General features: G+C 28.0%; 19 protein-coding genes and 1 other RNA gene. 6 read left to right on the forward strand and 14 right to left on the reverse strand.

Annotated features, from left to right (window positions below; genetic code table 11):
* The 4 genes from AMN80_RS05275 to hflK are packed head-to-tail and all read right to left on the reverse strand — an operon-like array spanning position 1 to position 3,559.
* Complete coding sequence (locus tag AMN80_RS05275; protein WP_075520928.1) at positions 1-1,404, reverse strand: Do family serine endopeptidase; 1,404 nt, start codon at positions 1,402-1,404, stop codon at positions 1-3.
* Entirely contained in the window at positions 1,401-1,589 is a 189-nt protein-coding gene (locus AMN80_RS05280) for a DUF2065 domain-containing protein (protein WP_075520929.1), read from the reverse strand. The genes AMN80_RS05275 and AMN80_RS05280 overlap by 4 nt, the downstream gene beginning before the upstream one ends.
* 4 nt (positions 1,590-1,593) lie before the next feature.
* A complete protein-coding gene (hflC, locus tag AMN80_RS05285) occupies positions 1,594-2,463 on the reverse strand; it encodes a protease modulator HflC (RefSeq protein ID WP_256998004.1) in 870 nt (289 codons plus the stop codon).
* 1 nt (position 2,464) lies between these two features.
* The gene (gene hflK, locus AMN80_RS05290) at positions 2,465-3,559 is read right to left on the reverse strand and encodes an FtsH protease activity modulator HflK (protein ID WP_075520931.1); all 1,095 of its coding nucleotides are present in this window, start codon (positions 3,557-3,559) and stop codon (positions 2,465-2,467) included.
* Positions 3,560-3,640: 81 nt separating this feature from the next.
* On the opposite strand from hflK, the gene AMN80_RS05295 reads away from it, so the two are divergent.
* Positions 3,641-4,435 carry an Mrp/NBP35 family ATP-binding protein gene (locus AMN80_RS05295; RefSeq protein WP_075520932.1) on the forward strand — a complete coding sequence of 265 codons (795 nt, stop codon included), beginning with the start codon at positions 3,641-3,643 and terminating at the stop codon, positions 4,433-4,435.
* 4 nt (positions 4,436-4,439) lie between these two features.
* On the opposite strand, the gene AMN80_RS05300 is transcribed toward AMN80_RS05295, so the two are convergent.
* Together AMN80_RS05300 and thyX are read right to left on the reverse strand one after the other, a co-directional pair.
* Positions 4,440-6,608, reverse strand: coding sequence for an autotransporter outer membrane beta-barrel domain-containing protein (locus AMN80_RS05300; RefSeq protein ID WP_075520933.1), 2,169 nt, complete (start codon positions 6,606-6,608; stop codon positions 4,440-4,442).
* 32 nt (positions 6,609-6,640) lie between these two features.
* Positions 6,641-7,588 (reverse strand): FAD-dependent thymidylate synthase, encoded by a 948-nt coding sequence (thyX, locus tag AMN80_RS05305; RefSeq protein ID WP_075520934.1) that lies wholly within the window; start codon positions 7,586-7,588, stop codon positions 6,641-6,643.
* 6 nt (positions 7,589-7,594) lie between these two features.
* Between thyX and ssrA the strand changes: the two genes are divergently transcribed.
* Both ssrA and AMN80_RS05315 read left to right on the forward strand, forming a co-directional pair.
* Positions 7,595-7,895: a transfer-messenger RNA gene (gene ssrA / locus AMN80_RS05310) on the forward strand.
* 32 nt (positions 7,896-7,927) lie between these two features.
* A complete protein-coding gene (locus tag AMN80_RS05315) occupies positions 7,928-8,224 on the forward strand; it encodes a hypothetical protein (protein ID WP_075520935.1) in 297 nt (98 codons plus the stop codon).
* A gap of 2 nt (positions 8,225-8,226) precedes the next feature.
* Here AMN80_RS05315 and AMN80_RS05320 read toward each other — a convergent pair whose 3' ends face one another.
* A complete protein-coding gene (locus AMN80_RS05320) occupies positions 8,227-8,598 on the reverse strand; it encodes a pyrophosphohydrolase domain-containing protein (RefSeq protein WP_075520936.1) in 372 nt (123 codons plus the stop codon).
* Positions 8,599-8,655: 57 nt separating this feature from the next.
* Between AMN80_RS05320 and fumC the strand changes: the two genes are divergently transcribed.
* Complete coding sequence (fumC, locus tag AMN80_RS05325) at positions 8,656-10,044, forward strand: class II fumarate hydratase (RefSeq protein ID WP_075520937.1); 1,389 nt, start codon at positions 8,656-8,658, stop codon at positions 10,042-10,044.
* On the opposite strand, the gene AMN80_RS05330 is transcribed toward fumC, so the two are convergent.
* The gene (locus AMN80_RS05330; protein WP_075520938.1) at positions 10,032-11,600 is read right to left on the reverse strand and encodes a hypothetical protein; all 1,569 of its coding nucleotides are present in this window, start codon (positions 11,598-11,600) and stop codon (positions 10,032-10,034) included. The two genes, fumC and AMN80_RS05330, sit on opposite strands and share 13 nt — an antisense overlap.
* Before the next feature lie 41 nt (positions 11,601-11,641).
* Between AMN80_RS05330 and AMN80_RS05335 the strand changes: the two genes are divergently transcribed.
* Together AMN80_RS05335 and AMN80_RS05340 are read left to right on the forward strand one after the other, a co-directional pair.
* A complete protein-coding gene (locus tag AMN80_RS05335; protein WP_075520939.1) occupies positions 11,642-13,675 on the forward strand; it encodes an ATP-dependent helicase in 2,034 nt (677 codons plus the stop codon).
* Positions 13,672-15,363 (forward strand): aminopeptidase P family protein, encoded by a 1,692-nt coding sequence (locus AMN80_RS05340; protein WP_075520949.1) that lies wholly within the window; start codon positions 13,672-13,674, stop codon positions 15,361-15,363. The genes AMN80_RS05335 and AMN80_RS05340 overlap by 4 nt, the downstream gene beginning before the upstream one ends.
* On the opposite strand, the gene ligA is transcribed toward AMN80_RS05340, so the two are convergent.
* The 6 genes from ligA to AMN80_RS05370 form a co-directional block, all read right to left on the reverse strand.
* Entirely contained in the window at positions 15,346-17,370 is a 2,025-nt protein-coding gene (gene ligA, locus AMN80_RS05345; protein ID WP_075520940.1) for an NAD-dependent DNA ligase LigA, read from the reverse strand. The genes AMN80_RS05340 and ligA overlap by 18 nt on opposite strands.
* Positions 17,371-17,374: 4 nt before the next feature.
* A complete protein-coding gene (locus AMN80_RS05350) occupies positions 17,375-18,205 on the reverse strand; it encodes an outer membrane protein assembly factor BamD (protein WP_075520941.1) in 831 nt (276 codons plus the stop codon).
* Between the two features lie 40 nt (positions 18,206-18,245).
* On the reverse strand, positions 18,246-19,166 hold the full coding sequence (lpxC, locus tag AMN80_RS05355; protein WP_075520942.1) for a UDP-3-O-acyl-N-acetylglucosamine deacetylase: 921 nt from the start codon (positions 19,164-19,166) through the stop codon (positions 18,246-18,248).
* Between the two features lie 66 nt (positions 19,167-19,232).
* A complete protein-coding gene (locus AMN80_RS05360) occupies positions 19,233-19,943 on the reverse strand; it encodes a hypothetical protein (protein ID WP_075520943.1) in 711 nt (236 codons plus the stop codon).
* Positions 19,936-20,610, reverse strand: a complete 675-nt coding sequence (locus AMN80_RS05365; protein ID WP_075520944.1) for a cell division protein FtsQ/DivIB — start codon at positions 20,608-20,610, stop codon at positions 19,936-19,938. The genes AMN80_RS05360 and AMN80_RS05365 overlap by 8 nt, the downstream gene beginning before the upstream one ends.
* A partial coding sequence (locus AMN80_RS05370) for an ATP-binding protein (protein ID WP_143323390.1) occupies positions 20,591-21,144 on the reverse strand: 554 nt, incomplete at its 5' end. The genes AMN80_RS05370 and AMN80_RS05365, both read right to left, overlap by 20 nt.

The following is a 21,144-nucleotide window of genomic DNA, read 5'->3' on the forward strand; positions in this document are numbered from 1 at the left end:
CTAATCCAATTTTACACCAATATATCTTTTTTGATTTTGATTATTAAAAATTGCAATTAGTATAGTTTTATTTTGTGACTTTAATGCTGTGTTAACTAAATTATTTAACTGATTAGCAGACTTAATTCTTTTTTTACCTGCTTCTACAATTATGTCATTTACTTTTAAATAATTTATAGGACTATCTGGCTCTATTTTAGTTATTATTAAACCTGATACATTTGGTGGTAGTTGTCTTTGAATAATATCTTCTTTCGTTATAGGTCTTACCTCAATCTTTAATGCAGAAATTGTTTCGACTTGCGGAACTTTAGGGCTTTCTGCTCTAAAGTCTTCTGAAGTTTCAAGTCTGCCAAGTGTAATTGTTTTTGTTATTTCTTTTTTATTTCTCCATACTTTTAATTTAACAACTTTACCTACTTTTGTTTGAGCAACAATTAATGGAAGTTCTTGCATTTCGTTAATTTTCTTACCATCAAATTCTAGTATAATATCTCCATCTTTAATACCTCCTTTATCAGAAGGACTTCCTGGAGCAACACTTGCAACTAAAGCACCTCTTGCTTTTCCTAATTTTTCAATTTCTGCTATTTCTTTTGAAACATTTTGAATTCTAACACCTAGCCAACCTCTTTTCGTTTCACCAAACTCAATTAATTGATCTATTACTTGTTTTGCGCTATTCGATGGAATTGCAAAACCAATTCCTATTGATCCTTGTTGACCAAGAATTGCTGTATTTATTCCTATTACATCTCCATTCATATTAAATAAAGGTCCACCTGAATTTCCAGTATTAATCGATGCATCTGTTTGAATGAAATCTTCGTATCTTGATAATCCAATATTTCGATTTCTTGCTGAAATTATTCCTGAGGTAACAGTGCCACCCAATCCAAAAGGGTTTCCAATAGCAATAACCCAGTCACCTATTCTAGCTTTGTCAGAATTTCCAAATTTAACAGGCTGAAACTTATCGCCAGATTTAATTTTTAAAACTGCAACATCTGATAATGGATCTGCTCCAATTATTTCTGCTTTATATTCTTTGTCATTACTAAACCTAACAACTATATCTTCTGCACCCTTTATCACATGATTATTTGTTATAACTGTCCCGTTGCTATTTATCACAAAACCTGAGCCTAGTGCGCTTGCTTTTCTTTTCTGAGGTGATCCAAATTCTTTAAACATATCTCCAAAAGGAGATCCAGGAGGAAATTCGAACGGAAAAGGGTTAGCATTTTGCACTACAGTAGTTGTTGTTGAGATGTTCACGACAGATGGCATTAATTTATCAGCTAGATCAGCAAAAGAAGCTGGTCTATCTTGCGAGTTTGTTGGTAAAATAGTTGCTATTGAAAACAACAAGATCAATGTAAAATATTTTTTTATTATTCTCATAAAACTTTCATATACCAGATGATTAAAAAACCAACTAATACAAATATAACTCCTCCAAATCTTAGTTGAGAATCTTTCATCAACTTTAACTTATTTAACATATTTCTCATTTTTGAGGGAAATAAGGCGTATAATGAGCCTTCTATAAATAAGAATAGTCCAAAAGCGACTATTATTTCTCTCATACTTTTACTGGTTTAATTGTTTTGCTTTTATATCTCCGAAGAACTTAAAAAATTCACTATCTGGTGAAAGAATTAAAGAGGTTTCACCACCTATTAAAGCTTTCTCGTAAGCTTGCATTGCTCTGTAAAATGCAAAAAATTGAGGGTCTTGTCCAAATGCATCCGCAAATATTTTATTTCTTTTTCCATCACCTTCACCCTTCATGATTTGGGATTTTTTTTCTGCATCTGCTAGTATTACTGTAACCTCTTTATCAGCAGTTGATGTTATTGTGACTGCCATTTCTGCACCTTTAGCTCTAAATTCTTTTGCTTCTCTTTCCCTTTCAGTTTGCATTCTTCTGTAAATTGCATCACTGTTCGCTTGTGGAAGATCAGCTCTTTTAATTCTTACATCAACTATTTTAATTCCAAAATTTTCAGCTTCATTATTTACACCTTCTTGTATTAAAGCCATTTGTTTTGTTCTGTCTTGTGATAATAAAGTTTGCAGCTCTTGCTGACCTAATACGTTTCTTATTCTTGAATTGATAATTGTAGATAATCTCGATCTAGCAACTCTTTCGTTACCAACCGATATATAAAATTTTAATGGATCAACAATTTGAAATCTCGCAAAAGCATCAACAATCAAACGTTTTTGATCTGAGGCAATTACCTCCTCTGGTGGTGTATCTAAATTCAATATTCTTTTATCTAAATAAACTACGTTTTGAATGAAAGGTAACTTAAAGTTTATTCCTGGTTTTAAAATAATTTTTTTGGGGTCACCAAACTGTAATACTATTGCTTGATTTATCTCTTTTACTATAAAGATTGAGAAGAAAGCTGTAAAAGCTATAATTAGAATTATTGGTAGTGCAAATTTTTTCATGTTAATTAGTTTTCTTTTTTAGTTCTGGCAATGGTAAATATGGAACAACTCCTGATCCAGAATCTTTATCAATTATTACTTTATCAATATCAGCCAGCACTTTTTCCATAGTTTCGAGATACATTCTTTCCTGTGTTACTTCTTTTGCTTTTCTGTACTCGTTAAAAATAGATAAAAATCTACTTGCCTCACCTTCTGCTTTTGCAACAACTTCTTTTTTGTAAGCTTCAGCAGCTTGAAGTATTTTTGCAGCTTCACCTCTTGCTCTAGGTATAACATCATTTGCATAAGCCTCGGCTTCATTTTTTGATCTCTCCATGTCTGCTCTTGCTGCTTGAACATCTCTAAATGCATCAATAACTTGATCGGGTGGGTCAGCTTTTTGTGTTTGTACTTGTGTTACTTGAATACCACTTTGATACTCATCTAAAATTTGTTGAATAATGGTCTCCGTTTCTTGCTCTATTAATGATCTCCCTTCAGTTAAAATAGGTTGTATATTACTCTTAGCTATCACTTCTCTCATTGCCGTTTCTGCTGCAGCTTTTACAGTTCCCTCTGGATCTTGAATTTTAAATAAAAATTTTCCAGCATCCTTGATTACCCAAAATACTGAAAAATCAATGTTAACAATGTTTTCATCTCCAGTTAACATTAAACTTTCCTCTGGAACATCTGCTACTACACCTGAACTAAATCCTGAATCTCTCTCTGATCTAAAACCAATATCAATTCTGTTTACTTTTGTAACTTTTGGCGTAATTACGCTTTCGATTGGGAAAGGTATGTGATAATTTAAACCTGGTTGGGTTGTTGTAACAAATTTTCCAAATCTCAAAACAACGCCCTGCTCGTCTGGTAAAACACGATATAAACCACTTAAAGCATAAATTATTAATAATATTGAAATTCCAAAAACCAATGGTTTACCACCTTTAGATGCACCGCCAGGTAAAAACTTATTTATTTTATCTTGTAAAGTTTTGATAATCTCATCTATATTTGGAGGAGTTGGGCCTCTTCTCCCTGAGCCGTTTCCACCACCTGGAGGAGATCCCCAAGGACTACCACCTCTACTTCTAAAATCATCGACCATGCACTTTATATAGTGTCTTTGTTGGGAAAAACAAGTTTAGTATGTTAAAAGAACCCTTAAAAAACTGGACTTAATGTAGCAATGATAGGAAAACCTTATAAAAAAACCTTTGTCAAAAACCCAATATCAGGCACAAAGTTCACGATTGCGATATCAAGCGCCAAAGGAGGTGTTGGAAAATCAACTTTTGCAACAAATCTTGCCTTAGCATTAAAAAATTTGGGATGTAAGGTTGGATTATTGGATGCAGATATTTACGGTCCGTCATTACCAAAACTTTTTTCAATTAACCAAAAACCTGAGAGTGATGGGTCAAATTTAAAACCTATTATTAAGTATGACATTCAATGTATGTCAATCGGTTTCTTAACGGATGAACAAACTCCAATGATATGGAGAGGCCCAATGGTAACCAGCACGATAAAAACTTTTGCTCAAAAAGTAAGTTGGAGTAATTTAGATTTTATAATTGTTGATATGCCACCTGGAACTGGAGATACACAACTAACTTTTGCGCAAGAAATAGAAATGGATGGGGCTATAATTGTCTCAACCCCTCAAGAATTAGCACTTCAGGATGTAAAAAGAGGTATAAAAATGTTTGATAAACTTGGGGTTAAAATAATTGGTTTGGTTGATAATATGAGTTTTTTTAAAGGTGAAGATGGAAAAAAATATCCAATTTTTGGTGAAGGTGGTGTTCAAAGAACTGCTGAGGAATTTAATAAAGAGTTTTTAGGCGAAATTCCTATTGATCCTGAAGTAGGTAAATCTGGTGATCAAGGTAAGCCAATTGTTGAAAGTAATCCAGACAATGAAATATCAAAAATTTATATTAATTTTGCTAATAAAATTAAATCTAATTATTTAAAGTAAATTTTTAATAATGACTATAAGCCTTTAGATACAATCCGTATTCAGGTTCATCTTTAAAGAAGTCAAAATTACTAGTTACATCAATATTTAATCCTTGTAGTTCTTTTTTATAAGCAAATTCTGTTGATGTATCTTGAAGTGAAAAATTATAGGAAGAAGTTTCAGAGGCGCTATAATCAAAAGAAATTATAAAACTATCTTCATAACCGCCGTGCTGCGCCTGGTTTCTAGTATATTTAGTCATTAATGAGGATCCATCATCTGCTACTATGTCAAGGCCAATACCCAAATGTACATTTTGCGTAGCATTATTAATATTATTAAAAGTAAAACTTTCACCATTTGACACATAAGATAATTTTTGCTTTGTTGACGGGCTCATATCAGCTGAGTACTCAAAGTCAAAAAAAGGTATCATTTCTCTTGTTTCTAAATTAATTGTACTCTGTATACTTGACCCAACAGAAGTTACAAAATTTCCTATTATCTGGTCTTCATATTTCATTCTACTTTCATTACCCTGCTCTGTGTATTCTGATAAATGAGTTAATCCATAATTAATCTTAAATTTAGGTGTAAAGTTCATATTTTCTTTTATTAGCGTGTTTCTTAAGTTAATTGCACCAAACAACTGTACTCCGTCTCTCTCACCAGTATTAGATGATGATCCATTGCTATTAACAATGTCAGATTTTAATAAACTTAATCCTGCTAAATTATCTAAGAACTTATTATTTCCTTTTGGTTTAGTTTCATAAAACGTAAAACTTAGCGATCTCATATCAAGTGCACTTCCAACACTTCCTACATCAACATCATCATTTCCAAATCTTATTGCTATTCCCCTCATTAAATTATCGGCATTTCTTTTATCTGCACCTATAGTAAAACCGGTTGTGCTAACTTTTTTTGAAGAGGAGAATTTAGTATCACCTGTTTTACCAATACTAATTGTGCCTTCACTCCAAAAATTCAATACATTATCAAAGTTTTCAGTGTTAGATGAATTATAATTAGCAAAATAAGTCGAAGCTAAACTATTTACCAATGAATTTAACGATTGATTTGAAAATTGAACTTTTAAATTTTGGTTAGTTAAATTTTTCTTTTCTTTATTTCTTCTCAACCACTCCATACGGTTAAGAACTGTAGATGTATTATGTTGTATTAATCTTTTAGCTGCTTCTGATTGAGTTTGAACTAATGCTACATCGTCCTTGTTTGTCGATGGATCTGGACACGTAATAACTCCAAAAGGACAAGTTAAATCGTATTCATACATGCCCCTAGTGGAAGCGAGACTCCTCCAATCAGTGAGAAACATTTTCATACCATCAGAGCTAAATGCAATTCCTGATATTCTATCAATTTGATCGCTAGCATCATACTTTCCTGTGTAAGTTATAGTGTCAGATAAATCAAAAGGAGTAGATAATAGAAATTCTTGTACATCATTAGTATCTTTGTTGCCTGACAAAAACATTCTTGATCCATCAAAACTAAACGTCATCCCTTGTGCAAATGCTTGAATTGCCTTTAGACCACCAGACCCCGGACCACCATATGATGCAATTAATGTTGGACTTGATAAATCATAAGCACTTCCGAGTGAGTATTGTTTAATATCATAGTTACCTGTTTGGTTAAATATAAACAACATTGTACCATCCTGATTAAATTGTATATCTCTCATCTCCATTCCACCTCCAAAAGTTTGGGTGCTACCAACAATGTAAGAGCAAGTTGATATGTCATAGGGTGTAGTTAAAGAATATGTATCAATTGACTCGGTGTTTCCATTTATGGTGTCTAATATAAACATTTTTGTGCCGTCACCATTAAATCTAAAATTAATAGGATCAAGACCACCATGTCCATCTATATCGTCAATTGCACAATGCTGATCAGATAATAGCGTTCCTGTAGAAATATCAAATGGTGTTGTTAATGAATATTGGATAACTCTATCAGAGTCTATGCCTGATATATACATCCTTGTTCCATCAGGATTAAATACTATGCCAGTTGGTTGTTGTTGAATACCATTAGCAATAAGTAAATTATCAACATATTGTTTAACAGCTGCAAAAGAAGTTGAGTTAGAGAAAATAAAAATTATTAAAGCAATTATACCTAAATATTTTTTCAATATATTTATTATCAACAGTCTCATTTCACAAATTTTATAGCAAAAATATTTTAACTTTAAATTATTTTATTATTGAGATCAAAAGCAGACATTAGCTCATTCCACTCTCTTTTTGATAAACCAGACTGTTCTGCATCAACACTTTCTCCACTTATTAATTTTTGGATGATTTTTTTACCCTTCGAAGAGACTTCTGTTCCGCCAACTCTATAATCCATAAATGCATCATAAGTAATTGGGACCCATCTTTTTAAAGTATCTAACATCACGTCTGCATAGGCTCTTATTTCATATTGAGCATGATGATCAGCTCTCAATCTTAAAAAATTCATTAAATTTAAAAGATCAGTTTTCCAATACCACTGTGTATATGTATTTAATGTTAAATTCATTCTTGCAAGTTCTCGAGCAAGTCCAGTTTCATTTTCATCAACTACTGAACCATCGTATCGTTCATTCAACATCGTTTCGTAATTATCATATGTTCTTTCGGCATCATTTTTTAAAAGGTTAAGAACTTTTTTTGCTTGTTCGCCTTGAAGAACTTCTCCTCGTCCTTGTCTATTACTTTTAGATTGTGCAGCAAGGTGCTCATTTTTTGGAAGATAAAATTCTTTATCTAGAATAGAATATCTTGCTGAGTATTCATTCACATTTGCTGTTCTGTGTCTAATCCATTGTCTCGCTATAAATATTGGAAGCTTTACGTGATATTTAATTTCGCACATTTCAAATGGAGTGCTGTGCCAATGTCTCATTAAATATTTTATTAAACCACTATCTGTTGAAACTTTTTTTGTTCCTTTACCGTATGATACTCTTGCTGCTTGAACGATAGAAGTATCATCGCCCATGTAATCTATAACTCTAACAAAACCATGGTCTAAAACAGAAATTGCATCATAAAGTATTTTTTCTAGCTCGGGCGCGACTACTCTTTTAGTTTTATTTTCTTGAGATTGTAAATCCTTTATTTCCTGAGCCTGTTCTTTTGTAAGTTTCATGAATTATTTATTGAATCTAATAATATTGCTTTTATATTATATGTGTTGGTTTTCCAACTACGACGATAAACGAATTTCGTAATAAACATTGCGGACGTGGGGGCAGTACCCACCACCTCCACCAAAAATTTACAACTTATGGGGGTGAACTAGGATCGACGGATGTCTAAAAGTCTTTCTTTCGTTCGGAATTGTTCCACCGTAACGGGCTATTTACAATTGCAAATAATAAATTTGCACTTGCAGCTTAATTAATTTTTTAATTAAGTTACGGGGTTTGGGGCACCTGGCAACAGAACGCCCCTTTTTTTTTATATAATAATTCTATAGTTTAATATTATGTTTTCAGGATTTTTTGCTTTGTTTATAATTTATCTCTTACATCAATATATAACTGCATGGATAAGATATTATAATAAGACAGATGAAAGATTTGGGAACTCTGTATGGCGATGGTCATATGATTACCAGGTAAAGGGTGTTAGAGACGTCTCTGACTTAGATGATAAAGAGTTTGTAAGAAAGAGAAGAATTAGAAACAGAACTGTAACTTTTATGTATTGGAATTTTTTTATTGGTTTTACTGTTTCTATGTACTTAATAAGCGATGTATTGATGTTTATTCTAAATAATTGAAATTAAACTAAAAATTTTTTTAAATCTGGTTTAAAATATTTTGGTCCTTTCATAACTTTTCCATTTTCATTATAAATTGGATTTCCGTCATCACCTAATTTGCTCATATTAGATTTTTGAACTTCTTCAAAGCAGTCATCCAAATTGATACCAAATGCATGTCCCGCACCATATGTGACATATAAAATATCTGTCAGAGCATCTGCTACTTCCTTTAAATCTTTTTTTGAAATAGCTTCTTTGAATTCGTTAAGCTCTTCTTCAATTAAGTTAATTCTTAAATTATTAATTTTATCACTACTTAAGCTCGCCTTTTTTTTAATTTCTTGCCCAAATGTAGACATAAACAATCCAACTTTTTCAAAATTTGTCATAGCTCTCCTATATGATTCTTTTTATTTTTAATGTATAAGATAAATATTATTATCCAAATGAAATTTAGAAAAGAGTACGACACAATTGGAAAAATTAATGTCCCAAATGATAAATATTGGGGAGCATCAACAGAGAGATCAAAAAAGTTTTTTGATATTGGAGAAATTTATGTTCAAAAAGTATTGATAAAGTCTATTGCAATTATTAAAAAGTCTGCAGCAATAGTTCATAAAAAAGACAAACAAATCAATTCAAAAATTGCAAACGCAATCATAAAAGCATCAAATGACGTCATCAAAGGCAAGCTTCAAAATAATTTTCCTTTAAAAGTTTGGCAAACTGGATCTGGTACTCAAACCAATATGAATGTAAATGAGGTTATAGCAAACAGAGCTATAGAATATTTGGGTGGAAAATTAGGTTCAAAAAAACCTGTGCATCCAAATGATCATGTAAATAAATCCCAATCTACAAATGATGTTTTTCCAACAGCTATGCATATAGCAATAGCTTTGGAGACAAAAAGCAAACTATTACCAAGTTTAAATCTTTTAAATAAAGAGCTAATGAAGAAAGTAAAAGTATTTAAAAAAATAATAAAGGTGGGTAGAACACATTTGCAAGATGCAACCCCTTTAACACTTGGGCAAGAGTTTTCTGGTTATCAATCACAACTTCAGGATTGTATTACCAGAATAAAAATTGCAATCAAAGAAATACATTATCTAGCTCAAGGAGGGACAGCTGTAGGTACAGGTATAAACACTAAGAAAAACTTTGATAAGAAAATTTGTAGAGAAATTAGTAAATTAACAAATTTAAATTTTAAGCCTTCAAATAATAAGTTTGCAGCCCTCGCAGCACATGACTCAATTGTAAATTTTTCTGGAACTCTGAATACTACGGCAGTTTGTTTACTAAAAATCGCAAATGATATTAGATTTCTTGGATCAGGACCAAGAGCTGGTTATGGTGAATTAAATTTACCTGCAAACGAGCCTGGCTCTTCTATAATGCCCGGTAAAATAAATCCCACTCAATCAGAAGCAGTTACTATGGTTTGTGTAAAGGTGATTGGCAATCATACAGGTATCACAATCGCAGGATCCCAAGGTCAATTTGAGCTTAATGTATTCAAGCCTTTAATTGCGCACAATATCTTGCAGTCAATTGACCTAATTGCTGACAGCTCAAAAAATTTTGCAAAATTTTGTGTAAGTGGCATTAAAGCTAACAAAAATAAAATAAAAAAAGATTTAGAAAATTCTTTAATGTTAGTAACTGCGCTGGCACCAACTATAGGTTACGACAAAGCAGCGAATATTGCAAAAAAAGCTTTAAAGAATAATACTACCCTAAAAGCTGAGGTAATTAAAAGTGGTCTAATGAATGAAAAAGAATATCACAAAATTGTAGATCCAAAAAAAATGATTCAACCAGCATAGGAAGATATTATCTTATTTGCAAAAATCTTAAATTCTATCCAATTTGAAATTTCAAAACTACCGTTGTTAAATTCGTAAATCAATTCATCGATTTCTGGAAATTCTTTATTTTTAAAATTTTGATTTGTAATATTCAAAATTTTAAAGTCGTTAGTAGTCAGATTAATTAAAAACTCAAATGTTATTCTTTTTAAATCTTGCCTATTTTTTTTGGGAACTACAAGTTTATTATAAAACCTATCTAAATCGTTTACAACAAAATCAACATTACTCTTAAAAATTATATTATTTTTTTCCTCATATAATATTCCTTTTTTCACAATTAAATTTGCAATTTTATCGTTTAAGAAAGTTGAATCATTAAATTCCAGTTTTTGACCCTTAAAATTTATATTCATTTTAAGTTTATCAAAAAATGGATTATTTTCTAACTTTTTTACATTTAGATTTATTTTACCGTTGAAATTTTCATTCAATATAAAATCATCAGATAAAATTTCTCTTAAAATAGAATTGTTTGAAAATAATCTTTTAATTTTTAGGCTATCTAAAGTAGATTTTATATTAAAATTGAAAGGATTTAAAAATATATTACCAGAGTAAATGAGTTTGTTATTTCCTATAAAAGAATTGCTTGAATTAAAATTAATTTTATCTGAACTCAAATTATAATTAATAATATATCTAGATCTATTTAAATAAACTTGTAGTTTATTTATACTTTTTTTGTCGATAAATATTGATGAATTTAGAATATTAAGATTAATTTTTTTAAACTTTAAATTAGTGCTTTGCTCTAATTTTTTTAAATCCTGTTTCCATGTTATTTTAAAAGGAATATTAAAAATTTTCCCCTCAGATAATAAAACATCATTATTATTTTTGTCATTAAATTGCATTTGAACTTTTTTAAGGTTTAAAAATGATATTGTTCCTTTTTCCACATCTTGAAAAAATAAATTTGCTCTTTTAATAATCATAGGTTTTTGTTTAAAACCATTTTTTAGAAAATTATTTAAAAAAGATATATCAGTTTTACTGATAAAAAAATTCGTTTCAAAAAGTTCAACTGATTTTATTTTTAATTGTCTTTTTTTTAAAAAATTTGTTTGTACTAAATAAAGTTTCAATTTTTTTACCTGCGCAATTTCTTTTTGAAAATTATTATAATTATTAAATATAATTACATTATCTATTTGGAAATGTGGTTTTGGAAGTATTGAGTAATTAATTTCAGGAGTAAGTGAGAACTCTATACCATATTGTTCTTTAAGTAATTTAGTAAGATAGTTTTGGTCTGATTTATTATGTAGTATCCCTGGAAAAGATAGATAAATAAGATAATAAAAAAATAATAAACTGAAGAAAAAAATTAAATATCTTATTTTAAATCTGTTAAAATTAAATTTGGTGAACAATTCAAAGGGTTTTTTTTTAACGACATATATTTTTAAGCGATATTTTAAATTTTGTAAAATATTAGTAATTTTTTTAGTCAATTTAATTTTTCTGAAAAAAATTGATAAAAAATTTAATTTCAATTTAAAATTTTTCATAATGTGTTAATGATTTATATTAGTTAAATTTATTAATTAAAATGACAAATCTTAAATATTTAAATAATTTAAATAAATCTCAAAAAGAAGCTGTTTTACATATCAAGGGACCACTTCTAATTGTTGCTGGAGCTGGATCTGGAAAAACTAAAGTACTTACTTCAAGGATAGCTCATATATTAAAAGAAAAGAAAGCGTTTTCTAGTCAAATATTATCTGTAACTTTTACAAATAAAGCTGCTCGTGAAATGCAAAATAGGGTAAGCAAAATTCTTGATGATAAACAGGTTGGGTTACCTTGGCTGGGTACTTTTCACTCAATATGTGCTAAAATTTTAAGGAGACATGCAAAGGCAGTTGATCTAAATCAAAACTTTACAATTATTGATCAAGATGACCAATTAAGACTTATAAAATCAATATGCGCATCAGAGAATATAGATACAAAAAAAATTTCTCCAAATTATATAATAGCTTTAATTAATAAATGGAAAAATTTTGGCTGGTATCCTAATGATGTTGTCCTAAAAAAAGGAGAAAATCTTGAAAAAAATTTATTGAAAATTTACAGTATCTATCAAGCGAAACTCACTCATTTAAATGTTTGTGATTTTGGGGATTTAATTTTACATTGTGTTTCAATTTTAGAGAAAAACCAAGATATAAATGAAATGTATTCTAAAAATTTCAAATATATTTTAGTTGATGAGTACCAAGATACAAACTTAATTCAAAGCAAATGGTTAAAACTTTTAACAAAAAATCACGATAATATTTGTTGTGTTGGTGACGATGATCAGTCAATTTATAGTTGGAGAGGAGCGGAAATAAAAAATTTTTTAGAATTTGATAAAATTTATAAAAATACAAAAATTATTAGACTTGAAGAAAATTATAGATCAACACAAAATATTCTTAATGTTGCATCAGGGCTCATTTCGAATAATGAGAATAGATTAGGAAAAAAACTTAAATCAAATCAGAGTTTAGGAGAATTAATTAACCTTAACTGTTTTAAAAATGGAAAAGATGAAGCAATTAGTGTTTCAAAAATTCTCGAAAATCAGATTTCTAAAAAATATAAATTGAATAATGCTGCTATATTAGTGAGGGCTATTTATCAAACAAGAGAATTTGAGGAAAGATTTCTTAAAATTGGTTTGCCTTATAGAATAATAGGAGGTGTTAAATTTTATGAACGTGCAGAAATTAAAGATTGTATTGCATACCTTAGGGTGGTTTATCAAAATAAGGATGATTTAGCTTTTGAGAGAATACTTAATGTACCAAAAAGGTCTATAGGTGACTCATCATTTAAAACAATAAGTGAATATGCAAAAAATAATAGTTTAAGTCTTGAAAAATCATCAAAAAACCTAATCAATTTAAATATAATTAAACCTAAAACAAAAGTAGGTTTGTTAAATTTTTTGAATTTATTAGAAAAATGGAGAAATGATTATTTTAATAAAAAAATTGATCACATAAAATTGCTCCAAATAATATTAGATGAGTCTGGATATTCTTTAATGTTAAAAAATAAAAAAGATTTAGAAAATGAAAATCGGCTAGAGAATATAAAAGAATTACTAAGTGCAATGAAAGAGTTTGACAATTTAGAAAGTTTTTTAGAACATGTTTCCCTTGCAACATCAATTGATAATGATTGGGAGGGTGAAAAAATTAATTTAATGACGATGCATGCCTCTAAAGGTCTTGAGTTTGATGTAGTGTTTCTACCAGGTTGGGAAGAAGGTTTATTTCCACATCAAAAATCTATAGATGAAAAGGGGCAACAGGGTCTTGAAGAAGAAAGAAGACTTGCATATGTTGGCATTACAAGAGCTAAACATGAAGTGTTTATATCATTTTCACTTAATAGATTTTATCAAGGAGATTGGATAGACAGTATTTCATCTAGATTTATTGATGAATTGCCAGAAAAATATATTAATAAAATTAATAATTACGAGAGAGACGAAGAAGAATTTTTTGATTTTAATCAAGACCTAGAAAATGATGGAGAGGTTTATAGAAGCCCTGGATGGTTGAGATATCAAAAACGACTAAAATGATTTCTTTTAAAATTAAACAATTAAGGCGTAAATTTAATATTTACAATATAGATGGCTATGTTGTCCCTAAAAACGACGATTATTTTAGTGAATATTCTTCACCCGATAGACTAAAGTTTATATCAAATTTTGATGGATCGGCTGGTCTAGCAATAATTTTGAGAAATAAAAATTATCTATTTGTAGACGGGAGGTACACAATACAAGCTAAATCACAGGCTGGTAATAACTTTAATGTAGTTGAAATTTCCAAAAAACTTCCTTGGAAAATTTTAAAACATAGAATCAAAATAGGTTACAATCCTTATTGTTTTACAAGTTTGAGTTTAGAAAGATATTTTAAAGATTACTTTACACTTGTGCCAATTCACGATGAAATAATAAGTAAAAAAATATCAAGAAAAGTTAATAATAAATTTTATTTTATAAAAGATCACTTTACAGGGGAAAGTGCTAAATCTAAGATTAATAAAGTTTTGAGATATCTTCGTGAAGACAAGTCTGACTGCCTGTTTGTGACGGCACCTGAAAACATCGCCTGGTTGTTGAATTTAAGAGGTAAAGATAATCCGCACAGTCCAATTCCCAACTGTAGGATGATTTTAAAAAAAAACGGAGAAATATATTTGTTTGCAAAAAAATCAAAAATACGAAATTTATCAAATAAAAAACATTTGTTAAAAGCGAAGGTAATTGATGAAAATAAAATAAATATTTTTTTAAAAAATTTTAAATCTAGAAAAATCATTTTAGATCGATTGAGTTGTTCTCTGGCTTACAGAAATATACTAAAAAAAAAAATTAATATATCGAAAAAAAATGATCCTATTTATAATATGAAATCAATAAAAAATGATATAGAAATAAAAAATTTTATAAAAACGCATATCTTTGATGGGGTAGCAGTAATAAAATTTTTGTATTGGATTAAGAATTATAAAAAAAAGCTCTATGAGCTAGATGCTGAAAAAAAATTAAATTTTTTTAGAAAGAAAAATAAAAATTATTTATTCCCAAGCTTTAATACAATTTCTGCATCAGGTCCAAATGGTGCAATTATCCATTATAGAGCAAACAAAAGTTCTAATAGAATTATAAAAAAAAATGATATTTTTTTATGTGACTCTGGTGGTCAATATAAATACGGAACTACTGACATTACAAGAACAATAAGTCTTGGAAAACAAACAAAAAAAATTAAAAATATTTTTACATATGTTCTAAAGAGTCACATTGCTGTTGCTAGTTCAAATTTAAATAAATTAAAGAGCGCGCACTTGATAGATAACCTAGCTCGAAAATTCCTTAAAAAGAATGGATTAGACTATCCTCATGGAACTGGACATGGTGTAGGTTATTTTCTTAATGTGCATGAGGGGCCTGTTGCAATCTCTAAAGGTTATAAAATAACGCTTAAACCAGGCCATGTGATAAGCAATGAACCGGGTTATTATAAGAAAGGTAAATTTGGTATTAGATTAGAAAATATGATTTATGTAAAAAAATTCAAAAATAATATGTATTTCAAAAATTTAACAATGGTTCCTTTCGATAGAGAATTAATCAATTTCAAACTTCTTAATAAGAGAGAAAAAGATTATTTAACAAATTATAATTTAGAAGTTTATTCAAATGTAGAGAAATATTTGAATTATAAGGAAAAATTTTGGTTATTGTCCCAATTTTGAAATTTTTTCAAAATCTTTTTGGTTTAATATTTTTATTTTTAAATCGTTTGCTATTTTGATTTTTCTTGAGGTCGGTTTCTCACCGATGACTAAATAATCCAGTTTTTTTGAAACATTACTTACAATTTTCCCCCCATTATTTTCGACAATTGATTTTGCTTCTGCTCTACTTATATTGCTCAGTTTACCAGTAAACATTAATATTTTATTTGAAAATACTCCTTTATTTTTTTTAATAACATTTTTTTCAAAAGTTAAAATTCTACCTAAAGACTTAGTTACCATTAAGTTAGTTTTATTTTCAAAAAAAGCTTTCAAAGAATTAATTTGTGTTTCTCCAATACCATCTATATTAGATAATTCTTCTATCTTATGCTTATCTTTCAAGTTAATAAAATTTGAATAATCTTTTAAGAATTCAGATATCAATTTAGCATTTTCTTGTCCTATGTGTCTTATGCCAAGTGAATATATAAATTTATCTAGCTTTAATTTTTTTGATTTATTTATAGAATTTTTAAGGTTTTCCACAGATAGAGGTCCCCATCCATCTAACTCTGAAATTTTTTTAAAATTTAAATTAAAGATGTCATCAGGAAATTTTATAAATTTTAAATCCCAAAATTTTTCAACAACTTTTTTACCTAAGCCTTCAATATTTAGGGCATCTTTGGAAACAAAATGTTTTAATTTTTCAATTGAAATTTTTTCACATCCAAAACCCTCATTACTACATCTTCTAACTGCATCAATTTTTTTTGTTGTTGAATTATATTCTTTTATTGTTTTTGACCCACAAGAGGGGCAATTATTTGGAAATATATATTTTTGCGATTTCGATGTTCTTAATTTTTTATCTACAGATATTACGTGAGGAATTACATCTCCAGCTCTTTCAATTTTTACGGTGTCACCAATTCTTATATCCTTTCTATTTATTTCATCTTCATTATGTAGAGTTGCGTTAGAAACCATTACGCCACCAATATTAACTGGCTTCACTTTTGCTACTGGTGTTAAAGCTCCAGTTCTTCCAACCTGAATATCGATATTTATAATTTTAGTTACTGAATAGTTGGCTGAAAATTTATGTGCGATTGCCCATCTTGGAGCAGTGGCCATGAAACCTAATCTTTTTTGTAAGCTAAAGTCGTTAACCTTATATACAATACCATCAATATCGTAGTTAAGAGTAAATCTTTTTTTTTCTATGTTAGAATGATAATTTACTAAATTATTTATTCCTTTAATTGTTTTATTTAAATCAGAAATTTTAAAACCCCACTTATCCAAATTTTTAATAAAATCACTTTGTTTTTTTTCTTTCAAATTTGAGTTAAAGCCGAAAGTGTAAGCAATAAATTTTAGAGGAATCAATTCAGTTTTTTTTGGATTTTTTTGCCTTAGTGATCCAGATGCTGCATTTCTTGGATTTGCAAAATCTTTTTCAATTTTTTTAAAGTCATTAGTTTCTATAAAGACTTCACCTCTTATATCTATTTCGTCAGGAAAATCTGAGTGCGAGATACTCAATGGAATATCCTTAATAGTTTTTAAATTTTCAGTTATATCTTCACCTTCCTCTCCATCACCTCTAGAAAGTCCTTTTATTAACTTACCATTTTTATAATTTAGAGAAGCAGAAATACCATCAATTTTTGGTTCTGCGCTATATTCGAATTCATAATTCTTATCTAATGCTAAAAAATTAATATTTTTTTTTTGAAAATTTATTAAATCTTCCTCGTTAAATGCATTTGATAATGATAGCATTTTTACTCTATGTCTAAATTTCTCAAATTTTTTTGAGGGTTTGTATCCAACTTTAACACTAGGTGATTTTAAATTTGTAAAGTTATAATTTTTTTCTATTTTTAAAATTTCACTTTTTAGTTCATCATATTCTTTATCAGAAACTATAGGTTTTTGATTTTGATAATAATGCTTGTTAAATTTATCTAATAATTTTAATTTTTCTTTATATTGCTTCAATAATGAGTTACTCATTTAATTAATTTAAAAGCTTTTTAAATTTTTTAAACATTCCATCTTTTTCTTTTTTTATTTCTAATTTAGATTTGTAATTTTTATTATAAATTTTATAAGTCTTCGTATACCACTCGCTTGATTGATAATTGTAACCTAATAATGATGCATATTTTTGAGATTCCTCTATTAATCCAAGTCTATAATAAAGTTCAACCAACCTATGAAGCGCCTCATCTATAAATGAGGTTTCTTCATAATTATTAACAACATTTTTGAAACGATTAATAGCTGCAATCCATTTTTTTTTTTTCATGTAATGTATACCAATATACATTTCTTTTGACGCAAGATAATCTTGTATTAAATTCAATTTATAAGTCGCGTCTAGTGCAAAATCTGTATCAGGGTAATTTTTTAAGATAAATTTAAATCTGTCCTCAGCTAATATTAATGGCTCTAAATCTTTTTTTTCATCAACGATTTTTTCATAATATACCATTCCTAATAGATAATGAGCGTATGATATATTTTTTTCATTTGGATAAACTTTTATAAATCTTTTTAATTCATACTCAGCATCAAAATAATAATCTTGAGAATAATAAGCATATGCTGCCATCAATGCAGCTTTTGGAGCCCACACAGACTGTGGGTATAAGAGCTCGGCTTCATTAAACTTTTTAGCAGCAAACAATACATCTCCATTTTCTAACTCACTATACCCTTCTTTAAAAGCTTCTATCATTTGGGTTTCTATATTTTTTTCTTTAACAATTGAAACTTTGTCATTTTTTGAGCAAGAAATTAATAAGATTATTAATATTAATTTAAAAAAATTATTTAAAATTTTCATTTTCTAGATTATTAACAGATAAATTATAAAGCTTAAATATCTAAGCTGAAGATTTTAATGGATTCTTAATTAAAAAGGAATGTGGTAAATTTTTTTCTTTTAATTCAATAATTGAAAAATTCTCATTATTGCTAAATAATTCTCTTAAACCTTGATTTGTTACGTTATGACCACCTTGGCTTGATGTAATTTTGCCAACCATTCTATAGCCTGCAAGATAAATATCCCCTAAGCAATCTAAAATTTTGTGATTAACAAATTCTTTTGGGTTTCTTAATTTTTCAGAATTAAGTATTTCATTACCTTTTAAAACTATGGCGTTATCTAAACTTCCTCCTTTAGCTAAACCTATCTTTTTAAGTTTTTCAATATCTTCAAATAAACAAAAAGTTCTTGAGTTGTACATGTCGTTCAAATCGTCTATGTAAATATTTTTTTTATTTCTTTGATTTAAGATTGAATTTTGTTCGTACTTTATTTCAAAATCAATTTCTAAACTTATTTTATTTGGTTCAAAAGTAATAAATTTTTCACCATCCAAGTAGGTAACTTTTTTATTGATCTTAATAATTCTTATTGGTAGATCACTAATTTTAAAACCTACATCTTCTAGGGTCTCTACAAAGTTTTTTGCTGAGCCATCCATAATTGGTAATTCTTCTGAATTTAAATCAACTACAAGATTGTCAATACCTAATCCATATAGCGCAGCCATAAGATGTTCAACTGTGGATACGGTTGTGCCAAACTCATTTGTTAATTTAGTGCAATAAGATGCGCTTGAAACATTGAACACATTTGGATAAACTAAATTGTTGCTGTTTAAATCTGATCTTCTAAATATTATTCCTGTATTTGGCGGTGCGGGAAATAGGGTCATAAAAACTTTTTTCCCTGAATGTAGTCCGACACCATTAAATTCTACACTATGCTTAATAGTTTTTTGATTTAAGATCGACATTTAGTTTTTATAGATGTTTATATTTAATAAGAAAAAACAAGTAATATTACAAAAAAATACAATTAATTAATCAAATAATCCAAAAATCTTATTAAAAATACTTGTTTTTTTTGGCAAAGCCTCTGAAAGAAATACTTCTGATTGATTTTCCCCGTTCAAAATTTTATTAGCTGATATGCACATTGTATCGTCTCTATCACTAATTAAAAATCTCTTGGCATAATCATAGGACACAATTTTATTAATATTAATTTTACACTCATTAAATAATCTTTTCACTTTATTTATCAGCTCTTTGTCTAGGCAAATAAACTCTATTTCTAAAACTATTTTTTTAAATCTTATTTCATTTGGTAAATAACTATAAACTTTATCATCAATTACATATTTGTTAATTATTATATGCGTAATAGATAAATTTTTTTCATTATTATCAAATTGTTGGATCATACTCTGTACAAGATTAATAACAATTTTTTTATCAAGCACTTTCTCATCAAAAACATTTTTTATGCTAAATAGTATACTTTGATAAGATTTTGATTGAATAGATATATTTCCGTTAATTAAAAAAAAACCTAATCTTTTTTCTAACTTACGGATATTTTCTTTAAGTAAATTTTGTATAGGTTTAAAATTTAGTTTATTCATTAAATTATCAGGAATCTCGAACTCAATAATATTTGAATACTTTTGTTTTCCTTTTTCAAAAAAACAAATATAAATTTTATTATCTGAAATTCCAAAATAAAAATCTCCTTTTTCAGAGTTATTCATATTTTATTATTTTATTTTTAATTCTTAGATCAATAATCTTAGAATTAGCAAATTTTTTTCTATTTAACAAATTGTGACTGTAATTAATAATTTCCTTAGTGTACTTAATTGGAAATTTGATAATAACACTGTTATTTAAATTAATATCAAATCTTCCACTTTTAAAAAAAATAATTTTCTCAACTTTTTTATACTCAAATTTAGATGATTTTAGCAAATTAATTACATGAAATACTTCACTAAAATTATCTGAGCCTAAGACAATTGGTAAGCTATTACTTTTTATTTTTGTGTCCAACTTTTTACCATTATCTCCTAGAATAATTTTAGAATCCTCAATTTCTATTATGCATATAGGTTTCGCTGGAATAAAATCTAATATTAATACATTTGGGTAATTTTTTTTAATACTTAAATATTTTATATCATTTCTATTAACTAATTTTGTAAAATAATCTTTTTTTAAAAAAAAAATATTTTTTCCATTGATATTTTTAATTTGGTTATTGATTTTTTTATTTTTATCATCAGAAAGTCCACTAACATATATATGTTTAACACTAAATATATTTACACTTATAAAATTATAATTATTAGTAGAGGTTAAAAATAATACTAAAAAGCTATAAAAAATAAATTTGTATTTTTTATCTTTTAGTAGATGCATCTTTTATCATCCAGTTTATTAAAGATTTAAAATTTATGCCTTTGTGTGCAGCTATTTCTGGAACCAATGATAAGTTAGTCATTCCAGGTTGGGTATTAAGTTCTAGTAAATAAAATTTATTTTTATAAAATTTAAAATCAGATCTTGTTATTCCTCTGCAACCTAATAATTTGTGGGCTTTTAATGCAATTTCATTAACTTTTTTAAAATTTCTTTTACTAAGATCTACAGGAATTATGTGTTTTGTTTTTGCATTTGTTTGATATTTTGCTTTGTAATCATAAAACTTTCTTTTTGGCCTTAGTTCTATTGCTCCTAATTTTTGATTTCCCATAATTGCAACTTGAATTTCTCTTCCTGGAATAAATTTTTCAATAAGAAATTCATTATAGTTCTTCATTTTTTTTAGATTTGATGATAAAGATAGTTTATTATTACATATAAATACATCTAAACTAGATCCTTCATTAATTGGCTTTATAACAACCGGGTACCCTAGATAATTTTTAATTTTTGCAAAATTTATTTTTTTAG

This window comes from Candidatus Pelagibacter communis, from assembly GCF_001179985.1.
GTDB classification, from domain to species: domain Bacteria; phylum Pseudomonadota; class Alphaproteobacteria; order Pelagibacterales; family Pelagibacteraceae; genus Pelagibacter; species Pelagibacter ubique_J.

Coding starts and splice junctions, on each gene's coding strand:
- hflC (WP_256998004.1), bottom strand. CDS start 2,463: ATGAAAAAATTTGCACTACCAATAATTCTAATTATAGCTTTTACAGCT.
- AMN80_RS05350 (WP_075520941.1), bottom strand. CDS start 18,205: ATGAAAATTTTAAATAATTTTTTTAAATTAATATTAATAATCTTATTA.
- AMN80_RS05300 (WP_075520933.1), bottom strand. CDS start 6,608: ATGAGACTGTTGATAATAAATATATTGAAAAAATATTTAGGTATAATT.
- fumC (WP_075520937.1), top strand. CDS start 8,656: ATGAAATTTAGAAAAGAGTACGACACAATTGGAAAAATTAATGTCCCA.
- AMN80_RS05275 (WP_075520928.1), bottom strand. CDS start 1,404: ATGAGAATAATAAAAAAATATTTTACATTGATCTTGTTGTTTTCAATA.
- thyX (WP_075520934.1), bottom strand. CDS start 7,588: ATGAAACTTACAAAAGAACAGGCTCAGGAAATAAAGGATTTACAATCT.
- AMN80_RS05360 (WP_075520943.1), bottom strand. CDS start 19,943: ATGAATAACTCTGAAAAAGGAGATTTTTATTTTGGAATTTCAGATAAT.
- lpxC (WP_075520942.1), bottom strand. CDS start 19,166: ATGTCGATCTTAAATCAAAAAACTATTAAGCATAGTGTAGAATTTAAT.
- AMN80_RS05280 (WP_075520929.1), bottom strand. CDS start 1,589: ATGAGAGAAATAATAGTCGCTTTTGGACTATTCTTATTTATAGAAGGC.
- AMN80_RS05340 (WP_075520949.1), top strand. CDS start 13,672: ATGATTTCTTTTAAAATTAAACAATTAAGGCGTAAATTTAATATTTAC.
- AMN80_RS05315 (WP_075520935.1), top strand. CDS start 7,928: ATGTTTTCAGGATTTTTTGCTTTGTTTATAATTTATCTCTTACATCAA.
- ligA (WP_075520940.1), bottom strand. CDS start 17,370: ATGAGTAACTCATTATTGAAGCAATATAAAGAAAAATTAAAATTATTA.
- AMN80_RS05330 (WP_075520938.1), bottom strand. CDS start 11,600: ATGAAAAATTTTAAATTGAAATTAAATTTTTTATCAATTTTTTTCAGA.
- AMN80_RS05335 (WP_075520939.1), top strand. CDS start 11,642: ATGACAAATCTTAAATATTTAAATAATTTAAATAAATCTCAAAAAGAA.
- AMN80_RS05365 (WP_075520944.1), bottom strand. CDS start 20,610: ATGCATCTACTAAAAGATAAAAAATACAAATTTATTTTTTATAGCTTT.
- AMN80_RS05295 (WP_075520932.1), top strand. CDS start 3,641: ATGATAGGAAAACCTTATAAAAAAACCTTTGTCAAAAACCCAATATCA.
- hflK (WP_075520931.1), bottom strand. CDS start 3,559: ATGGTCGATGATTTTAGAAGTAGAGGTGGTAGTCCTTGGGGATCTCCT.
- AMN80_RS05320 (WP_075520936.1), bottom strand. CDS start 8,598: ATGACAAATTTTGAAAAAGTTGGATTGTTTATGTCTACATTTGGGCAA.